This is a genomic window from Cellulophaga sp. F20128 (genome assembly GCF_023015805.1).
Taxonomy (GTDB): Bacteria; Bacteroidota; Bacteroidia; order Flavobacteriales; family Flavobacteriaceae; genus Cellulophaga.
Window position 1 is genome coordinate 40,800 of sequence record NZ_JALKBA010000016.1, and the last position, 23,540, is coordinate 64,339.

9 protein-coding genes are annotated in these 23,540 nt (G+C 34.3%); 1 reads left to right on the forward strand and 8 read right to left on the reverse strand.

Going from position 1 to position 23,540, the window contains the following annotated elements; all coding sequences use genetic code 11:
* Positions 1–34 precede the first annotated feature (34 nt).
* From MWU65_RS13775 to MWU65_RS13810, 8 genes are all read right to left on the reverse strand, one after another.
* Positions 35–3,439, reverse strand: a complete 3,405-nt coding sequence (locus tag MWU65_RS13775) for a glycoside hydrolase family 2 TIM barrel-domain containing protein (protein ID WP_247078798.1) — start codon at positions 3,437–3,439, stop codon at positions 35–37.
* A 14-nt stretch (positions 3,440–3,453) separates the two neighbouring features.
* Positions 3,454–4,149, reverse strand: coding sequence for an RraA family protein (locus MWU65_RS13780; RefSeq protein ID WP_247078800.1), 696 nt, complete (start codon positions 4,147–4,149; stop codon positions 3,454–3,456).
* A 22-nt stretch (positions 4,150–4,171) separates the two neighbouring features.
* Positions 4,172–5,731 carry a sodium/solute symporter gene (locus MWU65_RS13785; RefSeq protein WP_247078802.1) on the reverse strand — a complete coding sequence of 520 codons (1,560 nt, stop codon included), beginning with the start codon at positions 5,729–5,731 and terminating at the stop codon, positions 4,172–4,174.
* A 593-nt stretch (positions 5,732–6,324) separates the two neighbouring features.
* Positions 6,325–8,619, reverse strand: coding sequence for a DUF5703 domain-containing protein (locus MWU65_RS13790; RefSeq protein ID WP_247078804.1), 2,295 nt, complete (start codon positions 8,617–8,619; stop codon positions 6,325–6,327).
* A gap of 36 nt (positions 8,620–8,655) precedes the next feature.
* The gene (locus MWU65_RS13795; RefSeq protein ID WP_247078805.1) at positions 8,656–10,905 is read right to left on the reverse strand and encodes a right-handed parallel beta-helix repeat-containing protein; all 2,250 of its coding nucleotides are present in this window, start codon (positions 10,903–10,905) and stop codon (positions 8,656–8,658) included.
* Between the two features lie 153 nt (positions 10,906–11,058).
* Entirely contained in the window at positions 11,059–14,211 is a 3,153-nt protein-coding gene (locus MWU65_RS13800) for a sugar-binding domain-containing protein (protein WP_247078807.1), read from the reverse strand.
* A gap of 98 nt (positions 14,212–14,309) precedes the next feature.
* Positions 14,310–15,932 (reverse strand): RagB/SusD family nutrient uptake outer membrane protein, encoded by a 1,623-nt coding sequence (locus MWU65_RS13805; RefSeq protein ID WP_247078809.1) that lies wholly within the window; start codon positions 15,930–15,932, stop codon positions 14,310–14,312.
* A gap of 19 nt (positions 15,933–15,951) precedes the next feature.
* Positions 15,952–19,029: a TonB-dependent receptor gene (locus MWU65_RS13810; protein ID WP_247078811.1), complete on the reverse strand. Its 3,078-nt coding sequence runs from the start codon at positions 19,027–19,029 to the stop codon at positions 15,952–15,954.
* Positions 19,030–19,615: 586 nt separating this feature from the next.
* On the opposite strand from MWU65_RS13810, the gene MWU65_RS13815 reads away from it, so the two are divergent.
* Positions 19,616–23,227, forward strand: coding sequence for a hybrid sensor histidine kinase/response regulator transcription factor (locus MWU65_RS13815; RefSeq protein ID WP_247078813.1), 3,612 nt, complete (start codon positions 19,616–19,618; stop codon positions 23,225–23,227).
* The last annotated feature ends 313 nt before the right edge of the window (positions 23,228–23,540 follow it).

The following is a 23,540-nucleotide window of genomic DNA, read 5'->3' on the forward strand; positions in this document are numbered from 1 at the left end:
GTAATTGATAATTATTCGGAATTTTATTTCATCCTTATTTTATTTGAATTTGAATTTTATCCGAAATTGAATCCCCTAATTTTAATGGAACCCTGGTTGGTTCATAAAAACTTCCTAAGAAAAGTTCGTTCCCTGCGGTAACAAATTTTGCCACTAAAAATTGTATATCATCACCATTTAGCCAAGAACGCCAGTGTTGAGAGGCATCTTTTGAAATAGCCAAAACTTGCTTTCCATTTCCATCTTTTAGGCCTGCATAATTAAAATTTCTTCTAGTAGACCTAAAGTCATTGCTCCCTAATTTATTAAAGTCCATACTCCAATGCCAAAGCGGTTCTTCTCTAGGATTGATTTTATTAGGAACGCCTTCATAGAACAATGGTGCTTCGCCAAATGGTCTACCTATATGTTTTGAAGGGTAAGAGGTCCATCTACCTTCTCTATTCCAAAATAGAGTATTGTAACTCTTTGGTGCATTAAACACCATTCCCCATTGCCTGGGGTTTACTCCAATTTTACTACGAAAAGAATAATCAACACTAAGTTCCCCATTTGCATTAATTGACAATATATAGCTTCCTAAAAAATCAGTATACACTCCTTCAACTATTACCTTAATATCCTCTCCGTCTTTCTTTGCAATCACAGAATTCGCAACCCAATTGGCTGCTAGTTCGTTGAAAGGTGGAATATTAGCATCATGATCTGGCTCACAACCTTCACCGTCTAAAGGTAATACCATTAACCACGGACCACCATTTAAAATTAGTTTATTGTCTTTTTTAAGTGAAACAATCTGTCCATTTTTCTTACTAATAACACATTCAAAACCTTTCCCTTTGATGATAAATTCAGTTTTATTGGTACTTAAATTTGTTTTTATTGGGGTTTGGTAATTCACTACATCTGAATAGGTTTGTTTCCCCACTGGAATCACAAATTCATCTGCTAAGAAACCTCTAGGGTCATAAATTTTTAGATTGAGTTTTTCATTTTTTAGCAGTTTCTCAACCTTTATTGTTGTATATCCAGTTTGTCCTGGATTAATATCTGGAAAAACCATACCAGCTTCATCACCATAGGACCAAACTATTTTGGCAGATTTTAAATTAACAAATGAATACCTATTTTCTATTTCAATTTCAAATGTACTTTGAACTTCTAACTGTTTTGTTAAAATTCGTATTGGACTGTATACTTTTTTAACGTGCCAATATTCAGGTTTTTCTCTTCTCCATCCATCAATTGGTCCCCAAGGTCCATAACCAACTGCTTCGCCGTTTGGCATTTGAAAAATATCATCCACACCAGACCATATAGCACCACCCAAAATACCTTTTGTATAATACATATTTTCCCAAGTTGGTGCCAATGCCATTGCCCAATCATTCCGAACACCGGGATCTGTGATAAGTTCTCTTCGGTTATATACATTTAAGTGGCAATACTCACCATAAATTAAAGGTTTATCAAAGTCTACTGCTTTTTTATAACCTTCTGGTCCGGGGTAATGAATATTTGCAATACTTGCAGTACTTCCTTGATTATTAAAGCCACCATATCCTTGATCATGAAAAGCATTTGGTCTTGTTGCATCTGCCGCGTCAACATACTTCATTAACTTTGCTGTATTATAATTCCAATAGGATTCATTGGCAGCAGACCAAAAGATAATTGAAGGATGGTTTCTATAAAACTGAATGGTTTCCATATTGGCTTGTAACATATACGGAAAATATTGTTCATCCTTATAATCTAAAGTTAGCCAATTTTTATTAGCATGATGTCCAACCCAACAAATTGGAGCTTCCACTTCGACAAAAATTCCTTTTTCATCACAAAGAGCTATAAATTCTTCCCCTGGCGGATAATGAGATGTACGAATATAATTGCAATTGGCTTTGTTATATAATTCCACATCTTTTTCCCATGTTTCTTGATTAAGAACTCTACCTGTAAGTGGATGTATTTCATGCCGGTTAACTCCTCTTAATTTAACAGAAACACCATTCACCAATAATTCGTTTCCTCTTACTTCTACCTCTCGAAACCCTATTCTATTTGCAACTCTTTCAGATAAATCATTACCATCTAAAATATCAGTAAAAAAATCATACATATTTGGAGTTTCATTCGTCCATTTTTTAGGATTTCTAACATTTATTTCAATGTTTTTAGTAATCGTTTCTCCTACATTTATGTTTTCTATACCGAACTCTTTCACCAAATTCTCATCTGGAAGTGTAAACCTTAAAGTTTTATTTTTCGATATTGTATTTCCTAGATTAGTAATCTCTAATTTTAATTTTAGTATCGCATTTTTATAGTTTGCATCTAAATCTGTAACAATTCTAATATCAGACAAATGCACTTCTGGCACTGCAAAAAGAGTTACTTTTCTTGTAATACCACCAATTTGATGTGCGGCATATTGCGTTAAACTGCCTAACATATCTGCTAAGGATTCATTACGGACTTTTAATGCAATACTGTTATGGTCTTTTTTCAAGTATTTAGTAACATCAAATTCAAAGGCGGTCATTCCCCCCATATGTGAACCAACTTCTTGGCCGTTAATCCAAACAGTACATTCGCTAGAAACACCATCAAAACGAAGTTTAACACGTTTATCATTCCAATCTGTAGGAACATTAAATTTTCTCTCATAGCCTGCAAATGCAGCGGAATCTACTTCATACCCCTGCATTGCCCATTCTCCAGGCACATTAATAGTATTCCATTTGTTAGATGCATTATTTTTATGAAAATCTACTTCCGGTTTTGCATTAAACTTCCATTCACCATTAAGTGATATTTTTGGGTTGTATACTTCAATTACCTTTGAAGGGCGCGGTGTATATTGTGGTAAAAACTTTTCAACCTCTATCTTTTCTTTTATAACGAAAGAATTTGATTTAATTAATTCTGTTTGCCGTGAATTATCAAATGGCTTAAGTAAAGCTTTGTTGGAGGAGAATACTTCAAGTTCTGAAATAATGACATTAGCACCAGAAACCAATTCAAAAACTAAAACTAGCTGCTTATAGGCGTAAGATTTTGCCGGTAACTGAAGATTAATTTCTTTCCTTGAACCTTTGCTTAGTTTTATAGTTTCTCCTATTGTATTTCCATCAGCTGTGATCTTAATTGTTCTATCAGCATCTGAAACAAAAACTGCTCTTAAAGAATATGTTGCATTGATATCTATATTATCAAACGCATAAATAACCTTTGGTCCATAGTTACAGGACCTATCCACTTCACTTCCTAGATTTTCATCGGGAAACGTATAATTATCTCCGAGTACCAGAAAAGGTTGATTACCAGGATTACCACTATCACTATAAGCTACTGATACTTCATTATTAACTTGAGCCTGAGAAAGACCACAGGATATCATAAAAACGAACCAAACTATTTTAAGACTTAATTTACTCATATAAAACCTCATATTTACATTATTTGATATTTATTCCAAGCATCTACTGCACTCATCCCATTTTGAATGGCCTTCAAGACCGTTTTTTCCCGCCTAGCTTTATCAAAGGCCCTAAGGAACACTTCTTCTTCATATTCTTTTGGAACAACACAAACCCCGTCTACATCGCCTACAATAATATCACCTGGATTTATGCGTACTCCTTCCATTTCTATTGGTACCCTAAAATCTATAACCTTCCCTCTTGGGCCCTGGTCTTGAGCATAATTGCCATAGGAAAATATTGGAAAATTTAAATCTAACATTCCAAAAGTATCTCTTGAATAACCATTGGCAACGGCACCTGCAGCTCCTAGAATTTTAGCCCTAGTCATCATAAGCTCACCAACAAGTGCATAGTTGGGAGATGCTCCTGAACAGATATAAATTTCATTTTTTTTTAAGTCATCAAGAGCTTCAAGCATTAACCCAAAAGGTTTTGACATTAGTTTATTTTGACTACCGTAGCTTAATTCTTCAAAAGTATCCGCTTCTAAAACGGGCATAGCACGACCAATAAGAAACATCCTCTCCTGTAATGGTTGAATCTTTGGCGGAAGAAATTGGTGTAGCAATAACATTTTATCCATTGCATCACCTACAACTGCAGTAAAGAGCTCTTCTTTTGCCGCAGCAAAAAGCTCATCATCATTATTCCAAAATTTTATCATAACATTATTATTCTATTCAGTTTTACCAAAAAGTATAGTACAACACACCAAGTAATGCACATATAACTATTGCGGATACATTAAAAATCATATCTGTTTTATAGCTATTTTTATTTGTTTTTATAATGTCTTTACCATCTTTTTTAAATAAAAAGGTAACACCAATTAACACTACCGATAAGATAAGAAAAGACAACCCCATTCTATCCAAAAAAGGTAAATCAGCAATAAGTAAATCAAGAATCAATGCTACAGGAATCGTTAAAATCACTGTCCATAAAGCACCCAAGGCAGTTGCTTTTTTCCAAAATAGACCAAACAAGAAAACAACAACTATCCCAGGTGTTACCATACCTGTAAAGTTTTGAATAAATTGAAATGCTTGCTCTAAGGAAGATAATAACGGTGCAACTAAAACAGCAATAACCAATGATACTGCACTCATTACTCTTCCAACAAAAACTAACTTACTATCTTTTACATTTTTATTGAAAATTGGTTTGTAAATATCAAATGTAAAAATTGTTGAAGCGCTAGTTACCATTGAGCTTAATGAAGAAACGATGGCAGCAATTAAGGCAGCAAATGCCAACCCTTTAAAACCAGTAGGTATGAATGTATTCAATAACCAAGGATAAGATTCATCGGGTTTTGCAATATCAGCTTGTAAAACAAATGCAGCTATACCAGGAAGTACGACAATTAAAGGGATAAAAAGCTTTAAAAATGCTGCAAATGCCATCCCTTTTTGTGCTTCTTTAATGTTTTTTGCCGCGAGAGAGCGTTGAATTATATATTGATTACAACCGAAATATGCAATATTTGCCACCCAAAGACCCCCTAGAATAACACCTATACCTGGTAAATATTTATAATTTGGATCAGACTTATCAAGAATTAGATCAAATTTTTCAGGCGCCTTTTCATAAAGCATTTTTAACCCTAGAATTATATCGTTAGAATTACTAATAGCCTTTAAGACAAAGTAGGTTGTTAGGAGTCCACCAGCTACCAAAAAAATAACCTGAATTACATCAGTATAAGCAACTGCCTTTAACCCTCCTATAACTGCATAAATCGCTGATAAAACTGCTAAAACTAATATCCATTGAACAAGAGACAAACCTAAAAACCCTTCTAAAACTAAAGCTCCTAAATAAAATACAGATGATAAATTAACAAACCAATAAACTAACAACCAAAATACAGCAAGACTAATTCTTAATCTATAATCATAACGCTTTTCTAAAAACCCTGGCATCGTATAAATACCATTTTTTAAATAAATCGGCAAAAAATATTTAGCAACAATTAGTAACCCAATAGCACCTAACCACTCATAAGTAGCAATGCCTAATCCTATAGCATAACCAGATCCCGTCATACCAATAAATTGTTCAGCAGAAATATTTGCGGCTATTACAGAAGAGCCTATAACCCACCACGGCAATGAATTACCCGCAAAAAAATAATCTTTCGAGGTTTGTTTCCTTTTTAAAAATATAGTGACTCCTATACCAACCGAAAGAACAAGTAAAAAATAGCACACGAAAACAATTATATCCAATCCAGAAAGATTCATCTTATATTTTTATCATTTATAATTTACATCACAAATGTATCCATCGATTTTTAAAATGAATTGTTTTAAATTTTCCATAACCACCTCTATATTTGCAATTATAAAATTAACACCCCTTTAATATGCAAAATAAAACAAGGTATTGAGATGCATATTTTAGCATAAAAAACATCTTTAAATCAATAAGTGCACAAAATAAATATGAATAATCATACCTGAAACAGTGAATATGATAGGTATTACCTATGCTTGGGTAATTTCATTTTTAACTTTTAAACAATATTTCTTGCACAAATTTCAAATAATACTTATGCTGATGTTCACTGGTTTTTGCCCTCCATTTAAGGCACTTGAAACTCCTTAGCTTTTGTTATCGCACTACTACGTAATTCCTCCACCTTTATAAATGAAAGCGTAATGATTCCTAAAACTTTAGGTAATTTAGGCTTATACCTAGAGAGTTATTATAAAGTCCATAATAATTTTAATCTCCTAAAATATGCACACCTTAATTATTCCTGGTAATATTTAAAGCTATTAAATTTGCATTATCACCACACTTTTTATTTGGATAACCTTTGTAACTTAGCATCTTACATTTTAAATTTTTCAGAAATATCTACCTTTAGTTTACTTTTTTTTGGTGAGTGTTCCAAAAGTGTAATAATCCCGTTTTCTACTTTGCAAGTAACGATCCCTTTTTCAGGAGTGAACAACTTAAATTCTACATCCCAATCTTTCGGCCAAGCAGGAAATAAATGAATCTCTTCATCATCGTATTGTAACAACATTCGTTGAAGTGCTATCATAGCAACTGCCCCATGATCTTGATCGGGAGTCCAATCGTAATTAGGCCCCCACATGGCAGGAAATCTATAAGCATCGTTACTAGTATTAAAATTCGAAGTAGTTAATCTTGCTGCCTCATTGGTTAAACCCAAATACGCAGCTTTTATTGCATTTTGCTGCCATCCTCCTGTTTGTTTATAAGCTCTATTTTTAAATGACTCTAGTGCAATTTCTAAATCAGGTTTCCCAACTCCATAAGCACGGTAAGGAAATATAGCGTATAACTCAGGGTTTTCAGAATTTTGTTTTCCACTATAAGATTGCGCTGGAGCCAACATTTTTACTCCATCTACTTCTCGCATGGGTACCTCTGGTATTTCGTTCTTTAATCGTGCCCATTGTTCTTTTAGGGCTTTGTTAATTTCTACATCAGAGATTTTTAATAATTCAGTACATACTTTATTAATCCCAACAATTTCTGGCAAAGGATTTACCGCTATACTATAAGTTTCCAATGCCATAGCTGGATCAAATCGAATTTTTCCAAATTCATCACGATCCCAGTGTTGATCGTAAAAATTTATAATTTCAGAAACTATAGGCAACAAAGTTTCTTTAAGAAAAATTGGATCTTTGGTAAAAGCGTAATAATCAAGCATCATTAAAGAAATCTCTAGTCCACTTTGCCAATAATGTCTTACATATTTATTTTCAGTCATTCCTAAGGGCAAACCATCTCGATTCCTCCCATAGTTGCCATCGACATAAGTGCCCCAAAAATACATAGTCTCTGGAAAAAAAGCTCCTTGGTGATTGTAGTAAGTTTCTGTGGCAAATTTCCGGATGGGCAAAGCATCTTGATACATTTTAAAAAGGGGTTTCATCATCTCAAAATCACCAGACTCTAACATTGCCCAATAAGGTAATCTTGTGTTTTGCCACCAATATGGTCCACCCCAACGGCGATAATCTGCATCAAAACCTTCAAATTCACCTTTTAAATGCTTCGTATCAACAGTAAACAAGGAACCGTTGAATTTTATTGGAGAGTTCCCACGTCCCGAACATGCTAAAATATAACGTTGAAGCGCATATCCACGATTAATATTGTAGATCTCTTCTTTTTCGTTATCGTTCTTGGTGCTTATGTTAATATAGCTTCGATCCCAAAAGGACTGCCACCATACAAGATGTCTTTTAAATCTTTTTGTACGGGATTTTTTAAAAATATAGTTAGATACGGCTTTTAATTGAACAGCCCAATCATTCAATGTATTCGTTTGCGAGGTATGTGCAATAACAGATAGGGAAAATGACTTTACTTTTTTATCGGTAGACAGCGTTGTTGGTTTAATTTTTATCAGTTCTTTAGATTCTAATACCGCACCAAAAGTCCTATGTAGTAAGGGATCTAGATTCTGAATGGTATATTGGCCCAAGCCCTGCAGTTTTAAATTATCCTGCCAAATAGAACTTTTATTGCGATGGGCCCATACAACCTTATTTTCATAACCCGACAATATAGTGTCAGGTTCAACAAAAACATCCGGAGCTCCGTTTCCATGCAAACCGTAGGCTGAGTGTAATTCGGTAGGGTTGACTAATTTACGACGTTGGGTTCGCCAAGGTTCTATGGTTGCACGTGCCGATAGCGAACTTTCACTGTTTACATCAATTTCCACCACGGGGTTGTTGGCATCTACCCAAACTTTAATGGATACCTTATCTCCTTTATCACCTGCCTCTATATAAATTACTCCATCTTTTAAAACCAACTGTTGCAGAAATGGTACGCCTTCCTTAAACGGATTAGGAGAAAGGGACAACCTTATTTTCCCAAGTTTAAGAAGTCTTGCATTTTCGCTCCATGCATCAGTTTTAGCCAAGTAAAAGATGGCATCTCCATTCTTTTCAATCCAAAAATTTATAGCGATATCACCGTTCCCTGCAGGCATAGAACCCAAAGAATTTTCTGATGGAGTATCCCAAATTACATCTGAATTACTAATTTTAGAACCGCTATTCCTTTGTTGACATTTTGCCGATTCTGGAATCACAATTATGCCCATCAAAAATAAACCCCAAATAATTTTTTTCATATAATTTTTATTCAATTTCTTAAAAATATTTTGCTACTATTTTGAACCAGATGGATTAATACTTTTTCTGTATTGATCAATATAGAGTCCCATTTTATCAAAAGGTACTTGTTCAAATCCAGGTATTTTCGTAAACACTTCTGAATCGGGACGTAGGTTAAAATTTTCATTTTTATAATCCACAAAACCTGGATCATGATCTGTTTTGTAGTTATTAATATATTCGCATTTCGCATGTTCACCTCCTCTCAATAGTAAAGGGTTATCAGGCCCACCTATTATCAGGTTATTGCTAAGAACATTCCCTTTTGCTCGCATTCCTTCCCATTCTTTGCCATCAACAATAGGATTTAAATAACTTGTTAATTCGGGATATCTTTGAGAATATGGGCTTTCATAAATATTGACATTTTCTGTTAAACGTTTTCTTATTAGCCCATTTTCACCAAATGTTTTTGGTGCTTGCGCTTTACTCCAAGTATAATTATGAGCAGAAAATTCCGCTGTGGAAGAAATGGGCTCAATAACAATATTGTTTTTCATCTTTAAATCCCATCCACTGTTAGAAAATAACATCCCGTGTTTTGTATCCATCTTATAGAATACATTACCGAAAATTTCTACACCCGTAGTTGAGTCATCACAATAAATTCCCATATTCATTCGATTGGGGTTACCAGAATGGTGAAAATAATTATATCTTATAACATTACCTCTATCACTTGGATCACGACCAATATACCAAGGTGAAGTATCATCAGAGTTTAAGGTTACGTGATGAATATTGTTGTATTCAAATAGATGGTCATTACCATGAACATATATTGCTTGCCATTCCGAATCAAATATTTCGCAATGAGAAATTCTGTTACCACAGCCGTCAATATTAATCCCAGACCAAAGGAATTTGTTACGTCTGTTATAATTATTCACTTTGCAATTTTCTACATAATTATTTCCAGGTATCAATTTACGTTTACTTCCTCCACTTAAGTAAATTCCTCCACTTCCTGTATTGTAAACATCACAGCTTAAAATACCATTATTTGATCCAGCATTACGATCCCAATGGGTGTATTTATAAATATGTCCTTGCAAGTTGCCTATTCTTCTTGACACTGGTACCCCCTCATAGTCATCGTGCGTAATAAAAGGAAATGTTTGCTTAGCCCCTTGTCCCATAAAAATTCCGCTCGTTCCCACATTTCTAACGGTACAGCCTGCAATTAGATTATTAAAACCTCTTTCCATATAAACGCCAATACCTCTTCCAACTTCAATTGTTAGATCCCGAATAGTTACATAGCTTGCACCTTCTAAACTTATAATAGGATCTTCCAAACAGGAAACCATTATAGAAGCATTCGAAATACTACTAGGTGGCCAAAAATATAGTATGCCAGTTCTTTTATCTACATACCATTCTCCTGGGCTATCGAGTTCCTCGAGAATATTGTAGGCCACATAATGCTGATAATTACGACCGCCCCCCACACCATATAGAGATGGATTGGCTAATTTAATTTGTTTCTTTTTTGAATTAATAGATTCCACTAAAATATTATCATCGGCAAACCCCCACATAAAAGATCCCTGAAACCAAATATCCTCTAACCCTACCCAATTATCGTGTCTTAAGTCAGTATATTCAAAAACAGCTCCTCGATTGGTATAATCTTGATTTCTAGGAACGGAACCAGGATCTATTACCTTTCCTATTTTAATATCACCTTCATTTGGGTAACGTGCTAAGTTCATTGCATCATTATTGAAGAAAACCTCAATAGGTGCAGGTGTAACCGACAGTGCATGTCCATATTGTTTTATTTCTCCAAAATCATAAATTCCTAATTCATTCAAATTAACTTGTAATACGTTTTTAACAGCATTCTCGGAGAGCCTTTTGAGAATCGCCTTATTCGTAACTTTAATAAATTTTTCAGAAGGAATGCTTTTACCACCTGTAACACTTGCATTTTCGTTAGGCAAAGTTCGCCATACTATTGGAGCATCTGGCTTTCCAGAATCATTCTCATTTAGGATGAATGGTTTAGTTTGTTCATACTGTCCTTTACCAATCCATACGGTAATTCCTCCTTTAGGCACATCATTTATAGACTTGAAATGTCTAATTAAATCACGTGCTGCTTCTAGTGTAGCAACTGGTTTTTCTTTTGTACCTGGATTACTATTATTTCCGTCAATAGACACATAAATATCTTGCGTATAACTGCTTACACTCAAGCAAAATGTACAAAAAATTGTAAGTATTACATTTAATTTCATCGGTTTATTTTTATTATTCTTCAAACTACAAATCTTATTAATTTAATATTGGGATGCAATAAAAACACCATTAGGAATCAGCTCAAATAAAGGAAGTTCCCAAAATAAAAATATTGCCATTTAAACACTCCCCCTTTTATTCCAATCTAAGAATTATTTAAACAATAATTTAAGCACAAAATCTTGGGCAGTTGGATTCGATTTTATTCTATTAATCAAATCTAATTGACAAATAAATATAGCCCCATCCCCAATTTTTAGTTCCCCCGCAGCCATAGCTTCACCATGGTCCTCTGTCCAATTAGTATTACCAGTGGCTAATATTGGCGACCAGTTTTCGGCCAAGATTATTTTGTCTAAGAATGGAGTAATATATCCAGTTTCCTCGTCATACCACATTTTAAAATCGAACGGCTTTGCATTTTGAGTAAACCGATGACCTGTTAGAGGAGAAGTAAAATAATAACTTCCCATGGAGGTGTTTAGAATTTTCACATTGGTACCACCTATAGTATGACTTCCAATGGGAACATTATATAATATAATTCTAGTTCCTGATTTTGCCAATTGATCAAATTTTTCTTTATTTTTTTCATAATCACTAAATTGATCAATCCATATAACATTAGCATTTTCCCAATTGGAAGTTATGGTTTCTCTAAAATTATATTTCAAATAGGTGTTTATTTTGCTTTCATTCCCAAGAAAGGCTATCTTCTTCAGATTTGAATTTTCAACCGTTGGAAAAACGTCGATATTCATAGTAGTCTGATCTACACTGTTGCCAGCTCCATCAAAAACCGCGGCACGTAATATATATGGCGTTCTTTTTTTCACCTGTGGAGTCTTAAACTTTAAAAAGCCTTGAAATTTTGAACTGTTATGCGGGACAACAGCTGCATTTTTTCCAGAATAAATAATTTTGCCATTCTGCTCCAATTGGTATTGAATAAAATAATCTTTAGGACTGCTATTAGGATCATGAGCAATCCACGATTCAACAGAAATATCCTCTCCCTCATAAAAGTGCTTCCTATCACTACGAATGCTAACTATGGTTGGCTTTAAGGCATTTCTATAAGCAAAATAACCTTTTTTTGGATTTCTATCCACATCCATAATGGTTTTCATCCATCCGGCTGGCCATGCGTCTATAAATAAATGTGCTGCAAACGTTACCATACTGGAATCTCTTCTAAACGATTCGGTTACCGTTTCCAAAGCCCAGGATTGGTGATCTTGACTGGCATCGACCCAATCCTCCAAGGAATGCTGTGTATTGTACCACATATAATGAAACTTTTGGGTCTGGGCAGCGTATATTCGATTGGCCGTCCAATTTTTATCTTCTTCCTTATTTTTAGGCAACCATTCTTTGGGGTAGTATTTTTCCATAACCTCAACCGGATCTAAAGCCTCTGCCCCAAACTCCCCACAGCCATAATACCAGTCTGGTTTTACCCATTGCCAATATCCTTTATATAATTTCCCTATACCTAAACCTTGACCATTATACCACGTATTATAACAATGGTTGTCAGGTAAGCCTGGAGTTGGTGGATCATAATCGCCATCCGATTTTTTAATAACACGATCAGGGTTCTCTTTTAGCACCGCTTCATCCATAGCTCTAAACAATGAAAAATATTGTTCAGGACTTGCCATATTTCTATGAGGATGCCCTTCGCCATTAGGAAAGCGCTCATTAATATAGGTTATCATCACATTACTTGGGTGGTTCCGAACTAACCGTTCCATTTCAGCAACTTGCTTTACACATTCTTCCCATTGGTTATAGCGAATTCCACCAAATGTAGGAAAGTCGGTTTGTAACATTAGGCCTAATTTATCCGCGTATTCATAGATTTCTGGTTGGACCGGACGTTGAGTCATCCTAAGGAAATTCATATTGGTAAGTTTGGCCAGTAAAATATCTTCAATTAACTGATCCCAATTTTTTTTATAAACATCTTGTTGAAGGAAACCCATAGTGTTGGCCCCTCTCAGCCTTATTTTTTTATTATTAAAATACAAACGTCCTTTGGGAATAGAAACAGTATCCATTGCAAATGAGCGCATTCCAAAGGTTTGTTTTCGTACGTCCGTAACGGTATTGTTATTATCTAAAATCTTTATTTGCGCCTGGTACAGCCATGGAGAATCGTTACTCCACGAACGAAACTCAGGTATTTTGACATAGTAGGTGAAATAATTGGGACCATAACCCAAATTGGTTCGGGACTTTTTCCAATCCATCGGTTTTTGTAAATCACCAATTCCCGGTACGTGTAAGGCGGAGGGTATTATAAGGGAATCCTTAAGTACTATATCTTCAAAATTTTGACCATATATGGATAGATTAAAGCCAATGGGTCTATTAGTCTCATGGTAATTGTTCACTTCGATACGGATTTCAACCATATTATCGTCATAAAGAGGTCTTACAAAAACATCATTGATATGAATAAAATCTCTAGACTCAATATAACAGTCCTGATAAATACCCATTCCAGCAGCTCCTTGATGACCACCATCGTGAAAATTATCATAGCCTAGACCAGTAACACCATAGATCTTATCCCCAAAAACCCGTTCTTTTCCGGCTGCGACAAACCCGGTAGTTGTAAAATCGTTTTGTACCTGTACTAAAAGTTCATTTTCACCTATCCGAGCATTTTTGCTAATATTAAACTCAAAAGGAGCAAAAAAACCTTCATGGGAGCCAATATAAGCTCCGTTTAAAAACACATGTGCTTTGTAATCAACCGCCTTAAAATGAACAAATAGAGCACGGTCATTTAACATTTCAGGGGTGATATTTATTTTTTTAAAATAAAAGGTTGTCGCTTTTCCAATAGGGGCGTCAAAATGGGGTACTTTTATGTTCTTCCAAGATCCTTCACCTCGAAGTGTTGAAAAAAAGTTTTGCCTATCCTCTGGAGTTTCTTGCCTCCATTGAAATTCTGTTAAATAGAGTCGTTCTCTGGTATTTACAATTTCTGGAGCTTTGTTCTCCATAAAGGGGATGAACCTTCTCTTCAAAACCTCTAACTCCTTATATAATTCTTTTTTATCACTAATTTCCCGCACTTCTTTAAAAGCATATTTGCTGCTTTTTTCAAAAGGAATATAGGTTTCTGATAATTTGGGAGGCTGCTTTTCCTCCAAAAGATTCATACGTTCATTTTGGCTTTTATTTCCAATTTCAGCAAAAAAACCGGTGTTCTGGGCATTTAGCGTTCCAAAACTAAAAAAAATGCCAATAACTAAAATATAAGCTTCTAAAAATATTTTATGTTGTTTCATTACTTTAAAAGATTTTTTGTTTAACATAAAAGAAAGTGCCACTGCCGATAGACAATGACACCTTGCAAACTAAACTTAACTAAACTACTTTTAATTTTTTAGTACCCTGGGTTTTGCTCTATGGCAGCACCTACATTACCATCAATAACACGTTGAGGGATTGGAAAAAGGTTGTTTTTTTCTTTTATGGAATTTCGAGCAGGTTCATACCCAAACCTTTTTGTACGATCGTACAATAAACCGAGTCTACACAATGTTAACATACGAAATTCTTCTCCTAATAATTCTCGCATACGCTCATCTAAAATGTAATCAATATCTATATCTGAGGCACTAATTAGAGGAGATTGTGCTCTTGTATGGAGTACATTTATATCAGCTGCAGCAAGGTTCTTCTGACCTTTTCCTAAATAGGCCTCGGCTCTTAATAAATAAGTTTCAGGTAATCTCATTACATAGAAATCTCGGATATAACCATTGTCAGGTTTACCATCTATATGTTTATCTGTTCCAAATTTTGACCAATTAGGATACACAAATTGTAAGGTATCTTCCGGGGCAGTTAAAAAAGATTTAGGAATTAAGTCCCCCTTAGCATAGGGAGGAACATCTGCTCCAAAATAAAATTTTCTTTTAATAACAGCCTCCGTATTTCTTAAATCGTTACCCGTGTTTTTCCAAATGGTGAAATTAGCGTGATCTGTTGGCCTAACAAATGATGCGCCTCTTCCGGTCGAATCTGGTGCAACCCCATTATATCCTGCTTTTCTAAAATTCCAAATTCTATTCCACCAAGTACGCTCTACGGTAGGTCTTCCAAAATTAACGGTTCCACCACTTAATTTATCTTCAAACTGGGCTACCCATATCGCTTCTTTATTTCCTGTCTCGTAATTTTGGTTGCCCATTCGAAATAAATCCCAGAAAATGTTTTTTCCTGTTTCATTAGCCCGCGTTCCAAAGCGTCCTGTCATTAATTGGTAATCGCCGTCTTTACCGTCAATAACACGACTAGCAGCATCTATGGCGCCATCCCAATCTTCTAAACAAATATTAACTTCAGCCAGTAAATGATCTGCTGCTGCTTTAGTTACTTTCCCTGGATACTTGGCAGTAGTATTCAAATATGTCCGAGCAAATTCCAAGTCTTCCTTAGCAAACTGCCAACATTCTTCCCGCGTATTCCTTTTAAAATCTACCTTCGGTTCAGTAACCGGTTCATTTACTATTGGCATTCCACCAAAAACATTAGCAAGGTTACGGTATGCAAAAGCACGAAAGAACTTTCCTTCTGCTATGATTGCATCTCTTTCTTCATTACTGTTCCACTCTACCCCTTCTTTTTGTGCAGCATCGATTACAGTGTTGGAGTTTCTAATAAATTGATATTGCCAGCTAACCCATCTATCGGTATAAGCTTCAAAAGGTGTGACTAAATTCCAATCATTATAAGCTTGAGTATCACCTAAAGGCCAAAAACATACATCAGTACCCAATCCTAAAACCCATGGGTCGCTATCAGCATCTCCCGAATTATAAATTGTTTGTAAAATTCTGTAATTGCTAGCCAAAAGTGTTTCGAACTGGGCTTTGTTTAAAAAGGCATTCTCTGTTGTAAACGCATCTTTACGTTCCTCTTTCAAAAAATCCTCATCTGAACAGGATACCATGAAAAGCAAACTGCTCAATAGCATCAAAGTTTTATTTATATATTTTTTCATGTTTTATTAATTTATTTAATTAGAAACTAAGGTTTACACCTAGCGTAAATGTACGTATTACGGGACTTGAGCTTGCGAGTTGACCAGCGTTCTCTGGATCTAGGCCAACCCAATCTGTTTTGGTCAATAGATTTTTCCCTGTGAGGTATAACTTGAGTTCCTTAACCCCTAACAATTCTTTAACTCCATCATCAAAATTATAGGCCAGAGAAACATTCTGTAATCGAACAAACCCCCGATTTTGATAGAAACCATAACCAAATGGATTACTGTAATTAGGTCGTGGAACAATATTACTTTGGTTATCAGGCATCCAGTATTCTCTTCCTGAAATCCAATTTGCGACATGGTTATTATTAGTAGATGTTCCTAAAAAAGCGCGCTGATTGCCGCTTAGATAATGATTTCCTTTTCCACCTCCAGAAACAATATTAATATCGAAATAAAGTTGAAAATTTTTATAATGAAAAGTATTGGTTATGTTGGCTCTATAATTAGGTGAAGAATTTCCTATTATCGAGCGATCATCTGCATCAATCTTTCCATCAGGTTCACCTGTTAAGTTACCTTCATTATCTCTACCGTTAATATCAACAATTTTTAGATCACCAGGGTTTCCTCCATAAGTATCTAAGTAATCGGAATCTTCAGTTTGAACAACCCCGTCAATAGTAAAGTCATAAATAGAACTTAACGACTCACCAATAAACCATCTATTGCCTATATCGTCATCTTCAATACCATCACCGTCAGCATCTATACCTACAATACTAACTAATTTATTACGGTTGTACCAAAATGTCATTCCTGTGCTCCATTCAAAATCTTTAGAGGAAACATTAACTGTTTTTAAAGAAACCTCAAGACCTTTATTATCTAATTGCCCTATATTGGTTCTAACTTGACCAAAACCGGTAAAAGGGGGTAATCTGCGTGAAAGTAATTGATCTGTTGTTTCACTTTTATAAACATCGATATCGCCTGAAACGCGATTTTTAAACAAAGAAAAGTTTACTCCTAAATTTAAAGAGGTGGTAGTTTCCCAAGACAATGTCTTATTTGCAAGATTGGATTGATTTATGGTATTAAAAGTTTGGTCCCCAAAAATAGTAGCACCACCACTAACACCTGCTAGGGTTTCGTATGGACTAATTCCTAAGTTTCCGTTTTCTCCATAAGAGGCTCTAAATTTTAGATGATTAATTTGTGGGATTCCATTTTTTATAAAATCTTCTTCACTTACGGTCCAAGCAACCGCAACTCCGGGAAATTCACCAAATTTGTGCCCCTCTGAAAACGCAGAATACCCATCTCTTCGATATGTAGCTGTTAAATGATACTTGTCTTTAAAAATATAATTTAAGCGAGCAAAGTATCCCACATTGCTACTTTCGGTTATTGATGTACCCCCCCCCTTTCTTTCAGGATTAGCAAACTGAAGTCCGTAGAAACCCAAAACACTTGAACCTGCTTCTTTAAAATCTGTACCACTAAAGCTAACTGCCTCCCTTTCAAACTTATCCTTAGTATAACCTAAAAGCCCTGTTATTTTATGGTTACCAAAACTCTTATCATAAGATAATACATTATCTAGTACCCAACTATTTGAAGTAGTTGTACTCTTGGATCCACTAGTCCTATCCAGAAATTGCTGAGGATCAGAAAGTTGACTTTCGACATCTGGATTAACAAAACTCATCTCATGGGCAAAAAAACCATCATCAAATACGCGTCTACTTTGTGTGTAACTCGTTTTAAAACTCAAACCCTCTATGCCAGGAATCTCAACTTTCATAAATCCAGTTCCTCTTATTCCCCAACGCTTGTCTAAATCGTCATTGTAGAAATTAGAATAGGGGTTGACCAGCAAACTAGGTGTTGGGTATTTATCAAGTACTTCACCTTCTCTTCCTTGAAGCCATTTATAACTATATGGTGTATATCCTGTAGCTTGATTGATATTTGGTGAAAAACCGGTATAATCCTGAGAATCATATCGGGTAGTTAACCCATAGGAAAGCCAATCCGTAATTTTATTTTCAATTTTAGCTGACAAATTGAAAGATGTAAAATCATCACCGTCCAATACCCCTTTTTGCTCAAGTAGAGATCCAGACACATAATAGTTAGTTTTATCCGTTCTCCCAGAAATGCTTACTTGATAATTTTGAATTGGAGCAAATTGACTAATTTCTTTTAACCAGTCCATTTGATGACCTGCTTGGTATGCCGCATATTCTTTGGCTGAAAGAATATTTTCAGTGCTTAAATCAGTTACATTTCTTAGACTAAGATTATCTGCTCTATATTTTAAAAATTCATCTCCGCTTTTCATTTTTGGCAAACGTGTCCAGTTCTGAACGCCCGTATAATGATTAAAGCTGATTGTTGGTTTTTCAGATTTCCCCCTTTTAGTAGTTACAATAATAACACCATTAGCTGATCTAGATCCATAAATTGCAGCCGAACTAGCATCTTTCAACACATCAATAGTTGCTATATCATCATTACCTATTTGATTCAAGGAACCATCAAAAATAACTCCATCTAAAACAATTAAGGGAGCATTGCTAGCGGAAATTGAATTCTGTCCTCGCACCAATAAACCGGGTGAACCTCCAGCACTGGATATAGCTCCAATATCAACACCTGGAGTTGTTCCTTGCAGTAACTGCAATAAGTTGGTAGTGGATTGAATGGCAAGCGGACTGTTTTCAACAGTTACACTTGACACAGAACCGGTAAGGTCTTTTCGAGTAGTAGTTCCGTATCCTATCACAACAATCTCATCCAATCTGGAAGCATCCTCCTCCATCATAATATTAAGTTGTGTTTGCCCTTCGAGTTTTAATTCTTTAGTTTTCAATCCTAAATAGGAAAACACTAAGGTTGCATTGGCAGTACTAACCGAAATGGAATAACTTCCATCAAAAGCGGTTACCACACCATTCATTGTATTTTTCTCAATAATATTGACCCCTAATATGGGTACCGAACTGGCATCCACAACGGTTCCTGTCACCTTTATTGATTGGGCACTAACAATATTTAGTGAAGCCAAGCAAATTGCAATAAATAATAAACATATTTTTTTCATAAATGATACAGTTTGGTTATTAATAGCCAATAATAACAAACATAAACCCCCTTCAGTAGAACAAATCCGTTTAATTCTAAATGATTATCGGAACACTAAAACGTTATCGGAAAAGTGTAGTCCATTTTCGGAATTAAGCGCCTATTTTCTATTCAAAACCATATATTTACATCTCATTTTAAGTGTATTTCAAATGAATATTCAAAAATTATTATTGGTATTTATTCTAATTTTTTTATTGGTTGGAAAATTTAGCCATGCCCAGTTTATTAATTACACGAAAAAAGAAAGATTGTCCTCCAACAATATTGAGCATATTAGTGAAGATGATGAAGGTTTAATTTATATTTCTGGCTACTATGGCTTAAACGTTTTTAATGGCAGTGATTTTAAAATTTATAACCAAAATAACACCGAAGGATTTAGCAACGAAATATCTTGTACTTTACAGTTAAATAAAGGATACGTTCTAATTGGCACATTGGATAAAGGACTTTATCTAATGGATAAATATGAGCAAAAAATAATGCCTTTAAACATATCTACAAATCCCAAAAACGACCCAATCGCCATTCGGGAACTATTTTTGGATAAAAATGGAAATATTTGGCTTGGCTTACAAGATGGAAAACTAATAACCTTTAGTAGTACAGAGGTAACAAAACCAACCTCAATTAGGAAAACAATTCAACCTATTACCGTAACCAATACTAACTTCACAATTAAATCCATTATAGAATCAGGCCCTTATATTTTAGTCGCGGGCAATGATTCTCAAATTATTAGGATAAAAAAAGATAGTAACAATTATATTATTGATAATCCGATAGTGTTAAAAGAAATTGATCAAGTTTACTGCATGATTATTTTGAAAAACAATTTGTTTATAGGTACTGAAAATGGAGTTTTCCAGATAAAAAACGTTGATTATATTGACAAACAAAAACCTATTCTCTTGGATACTATATGGAGATTAAAGGGTTCAATCATTAGAAGTATATCGGTCCACAACAACAACCTATGGATAGGATCTGAAGGAGAAGGACTTTATAAATATAATAGTAGTGGTAAAGAATTAGAGCATTTCCTCTATTTAGAAAACAAAAAGAATGCCATTAACTCTAATTATGTACTTAACACCTTGGTAGACAGCAATGAAAACTTATGGATAGGCACTTGGTTTGGAGGTATAAACATATTAGACTTAAATGAAAATAATTTTAAATTTATTTATGATAGCCAAAGTGAGGTTGACCTTTTTTCAAATATTGTATGGGCCATTTCGAAAACAATGGAAGGGGTGTATTATCTCGGAACACATGGAAACGGTTTATGTAAATATTCACTAAAAGATAAAAGTTTTGTTTCCATTCTAAAAACCCCTGAGTTAAAATCAATATCCACTTTATATTATGACGAACTTTTAAAACTTTTATTCATTGGAACATGGGAAAATGGAGTTAAAGTTTTTGATCCAATCAAAGGGAAATTAGTAACCAACGAATTCGATTTTAGCATTCTTTCTAAAGAAAGAATCTACACAATTACCAAGGGTCCTGATGGTAATCTATGGATAGGTAGTTTTAACAAGGGATTGTTTTCATTCTCTTTCAAAGAAAACAAACTAGAAAAATTTCAACTTTCCGCTGATGAAGGATTAAACAATACAGATATTCGATGTTTATTAACTGACAACAACAATAAACGCCTATGGATTGGATCTATTAAGAATGGGCTCTTTACCATAGAATTTACAAATAAAAATAAGGAAAAAAGAATAACTCATTTTCCGAAGTTTAAGGATCCTATAAAAAAAATAAATGCGGAAAACCTATTTCAGGATTCTAATTGTAATATATGGATATTATGTCGAAATGGCATCGGTAAGGTAGAGCCTAATAGTTTACCAGTGAAATTACCAATTTTAAATGGTGCGATTACTACAGGAATGGTAGAAGATGCTAAAAACCAATTATGGATAAGTACTTACAATGGCATTTATATATATAATCCTAAAACTCAAAAAATCACTCCTCTTTTACCAAACTATACTTTTTCTGACATTCTTTTTATCCCAGAATCAGAGCTAGTTTTAGTTGCGTCGGACAATGGCCTTCTTAAAGCCAGTGCTATACAACCTAATGAACAACTTAATTCTCCCAATATTTCCTTTTCACATTTAAAAATTTTAGACAAATTAATAAAACCACTTGATAAATATAAAGGAGTTAGGGTATTACCTAAAAATTTAAATTATTGTGATTCATTAATTCTTCCCTATTTTTCCCAAACGTTTTCAATAGGCTTAAATGCTATTTCCTTTATTGGTAATACTAAAGAAAAGTTGCGATATCGACTTCATAACTTTGAATCAGGATGGAATTTATCTCACGACCGTTCTGCTACAGCATCCTACACTAATGTACCACCCGGAAATTACAAATTTGAAGTACAGGCCTCTAATAGTAAAGGAGAATGGGGGGGCAATATTCGCACATTAACTATTATCAAGGAGCAACCTTGGTGGACAACCTCTCTGGCCTATTTGGTGTATTTTATAATTTTAACGCTTATTATCTATATAATTTATAGAGAAATTAGGGATAGAGTACGTATGCGGCAAGAACTAAAAATTGAAAAAATTAAGCAGGAACGAGAATTTGAAATTTATCAGCAAAAAATGTCTTTCTTCACGAACGTATCCCATGATATACGGACACCGCTAACTTTAATACTAGGTCCACTTGAGGAAATTCTAAACAACTACAACATAGAAAAAGCCGTTGAATTAAAACTTCAGCGAATGCTAAAAAATTCACGCATGCTTCTGAGTTTGGTGAATCAAATTTTAGATTTCAGAAAAGCTGAATCTGATAATATAAAATTAAATTTAAAGCAAATTGATCTAAATTCTTTTGTGCAAAATGTCCATTATCAATTTAGTGAATTAGCCCAAAATAAAGAAATTGATCTAGATATATCTTCTCCCGATGAAAAGATTTGGGTAGTCGCGGACCCACAAAAATTAGAATCAATTTTTTTTAATTTGATATCCAATGCAATAAAATTCACACCAAAATATGGTCAGATAATGATCCATTTTAATATGGATAAAGACTTTATTACAATTATTGTAAAAGATACGGGAATGGGTATTCCTGAAGATGAATTGGAAAGTATTTTCACTCGGTTTTACAGATCCAAAAATAATAGTCAATTGCAAGGAACTGGAATTGGGGTTGCCTTGGTGAAAAAATACATAGAACTACATAAAGGTAATATCGAAGTGAAAAGCACAAAAAATATTGGTTCAGAATTTATTATACAACTACCTGTATTACCTGACACACATTCTTATCCAAACCATATTGCCCTAATGGGCAATGAAAATAATTCCCTAATCACATTGACTAATAGTAAAAGTGACACCAAAAAAGCCACTGTTTTAGTAATTGACGATAGTTATGACATACGGGAATACTTGAAAGAAATATTACAAAAAGATTATAATTTTCTTGAGGCAGACAATGGAAAATTAGGCTTATCCATTACTAATAAAAGATTACCTGATCTAGTTATCAGTGATATTATGATGGATGGAATGGACGGAATAGAGGTTTGTGGGCTTATAAAAACTAATTTAAATACATCACACATACCGGTTATATTATTGACAGCAAAAAATTCGATGGATTCTAAAATTGAAGGATTTGAAAAGGGAAGTGATGCGTATTTAGAGAAACCTTTTAACAGCAAATTACTTTTAACTATGATAAAAAAACTAATTGAACATAGGGAATTATTAAAAAAGAAATTTCTGCTTTCTACATCTATCGCAGAGGAAACTACTCCCACAACAGTTGATGAAGAATTTATAGAAAAAGTAATTAAAATAATTCACAAACACTTAGCCGAGTCGGAATTTTCGGTGCAGAGTCTGGCTGATAAACTAAAAATGAGTCAAGATCAAATTTATCGAAAAATTAGGGCATTAACCGGGTTATCTGCTATTCATTTTATAAGATTGATACGTTTAAAACAAGCAGCCAGCCTACTTGCTCAAAAACGATACGCAGTGAATGAAATTGTATATATGGTTGGGTTTAATAATCCATCCTATTTTACTAGATGTTTTAAAGCAGAATTTGGTGTCCCGCCAAGTGATTATGGCCAAAAAAATGATGTAAGATTGGAATAATACGTCTATTAGAATTTTACAAATTGGCCACACTAACCAAACTAAGAATACACTCTCTGTTATAACCTTAATTAAGGTAATTTTATAATGTGTTATACTATTATAATTTTGGAAGTATTAAGCGATCGTAGATTCACAGATCGTTTATTCGTATTTTGTGAATTTCGTAACTAGGAATAATGTAACAATTCATTTATCCTAAAAAATTGCCAATGTCGCATTGAAATTTAAATTAATTGTTGTCATTTTCAAGTCCGTAACTTAAACCTCATAATTAGGTATGCTGCTAGATAATTCATAGTAAAATCCGTCA

Bases quoted from the DNA above. Each gene is read 5' to 3' on its own strand.
- MWU65_RS13775 (WP_247078798.1), bottom strand. From the start codon at position 3,439: ATGAGTAAATTAAGTCTTAAAATAGTTTGGTTCGTTTTTATGATATCC.
- MWU65_RS13780 (WP_247078800.1), bottom strand. From the start codon at position 4,149: ATGATAAAATTTTGGAATAATGATGATGAGCTTTTTGCTGCGGCAAAA.
- MWU65_RS13785 (WP_247078802.1), bottom strand. From the start codon at position 5,731: ATGAATCTTTCTGGATTGGATATAATTGTTTTCGTGTGCTATTTTTTA.
- MWU65_RS13790 (WP_247078804.1), bottom strand. From the start codon at position 8,619: ATGAAAAAAATTATTTGGGGTTTATTTTTGATGGGCATAATTGTGATT.
- MWU65_RS13795 (WP_247078805.1), bottom strand. From the start codon at position 10,905: ATGAAATTAAATGTAATACTTACAATTTTTTGTACATTTTGCTTGAGT.
- MWU65_RS13800 (WP_247078807.1), bottom strand. From the start codon at position 14,211: ATGAAACAACATAAAATATTTTTAGAAGCTTATATTTTAGTTATTGGC.
- MWU65_RS13805 (WP_247078809.1), bottom strand. From the start codon at position 15,932: ATGAAAAAATATATAAATAAAACTTTGATGCTATTGAGCAGTTTGCTT.
- MWU65_RS13810 (WP_247078811.1), bottom strand. From the start codon at position 19,029: ATGAAAAAAATATGTTTATTATTTATTGCAATTTGCTTGGCTTCACTA.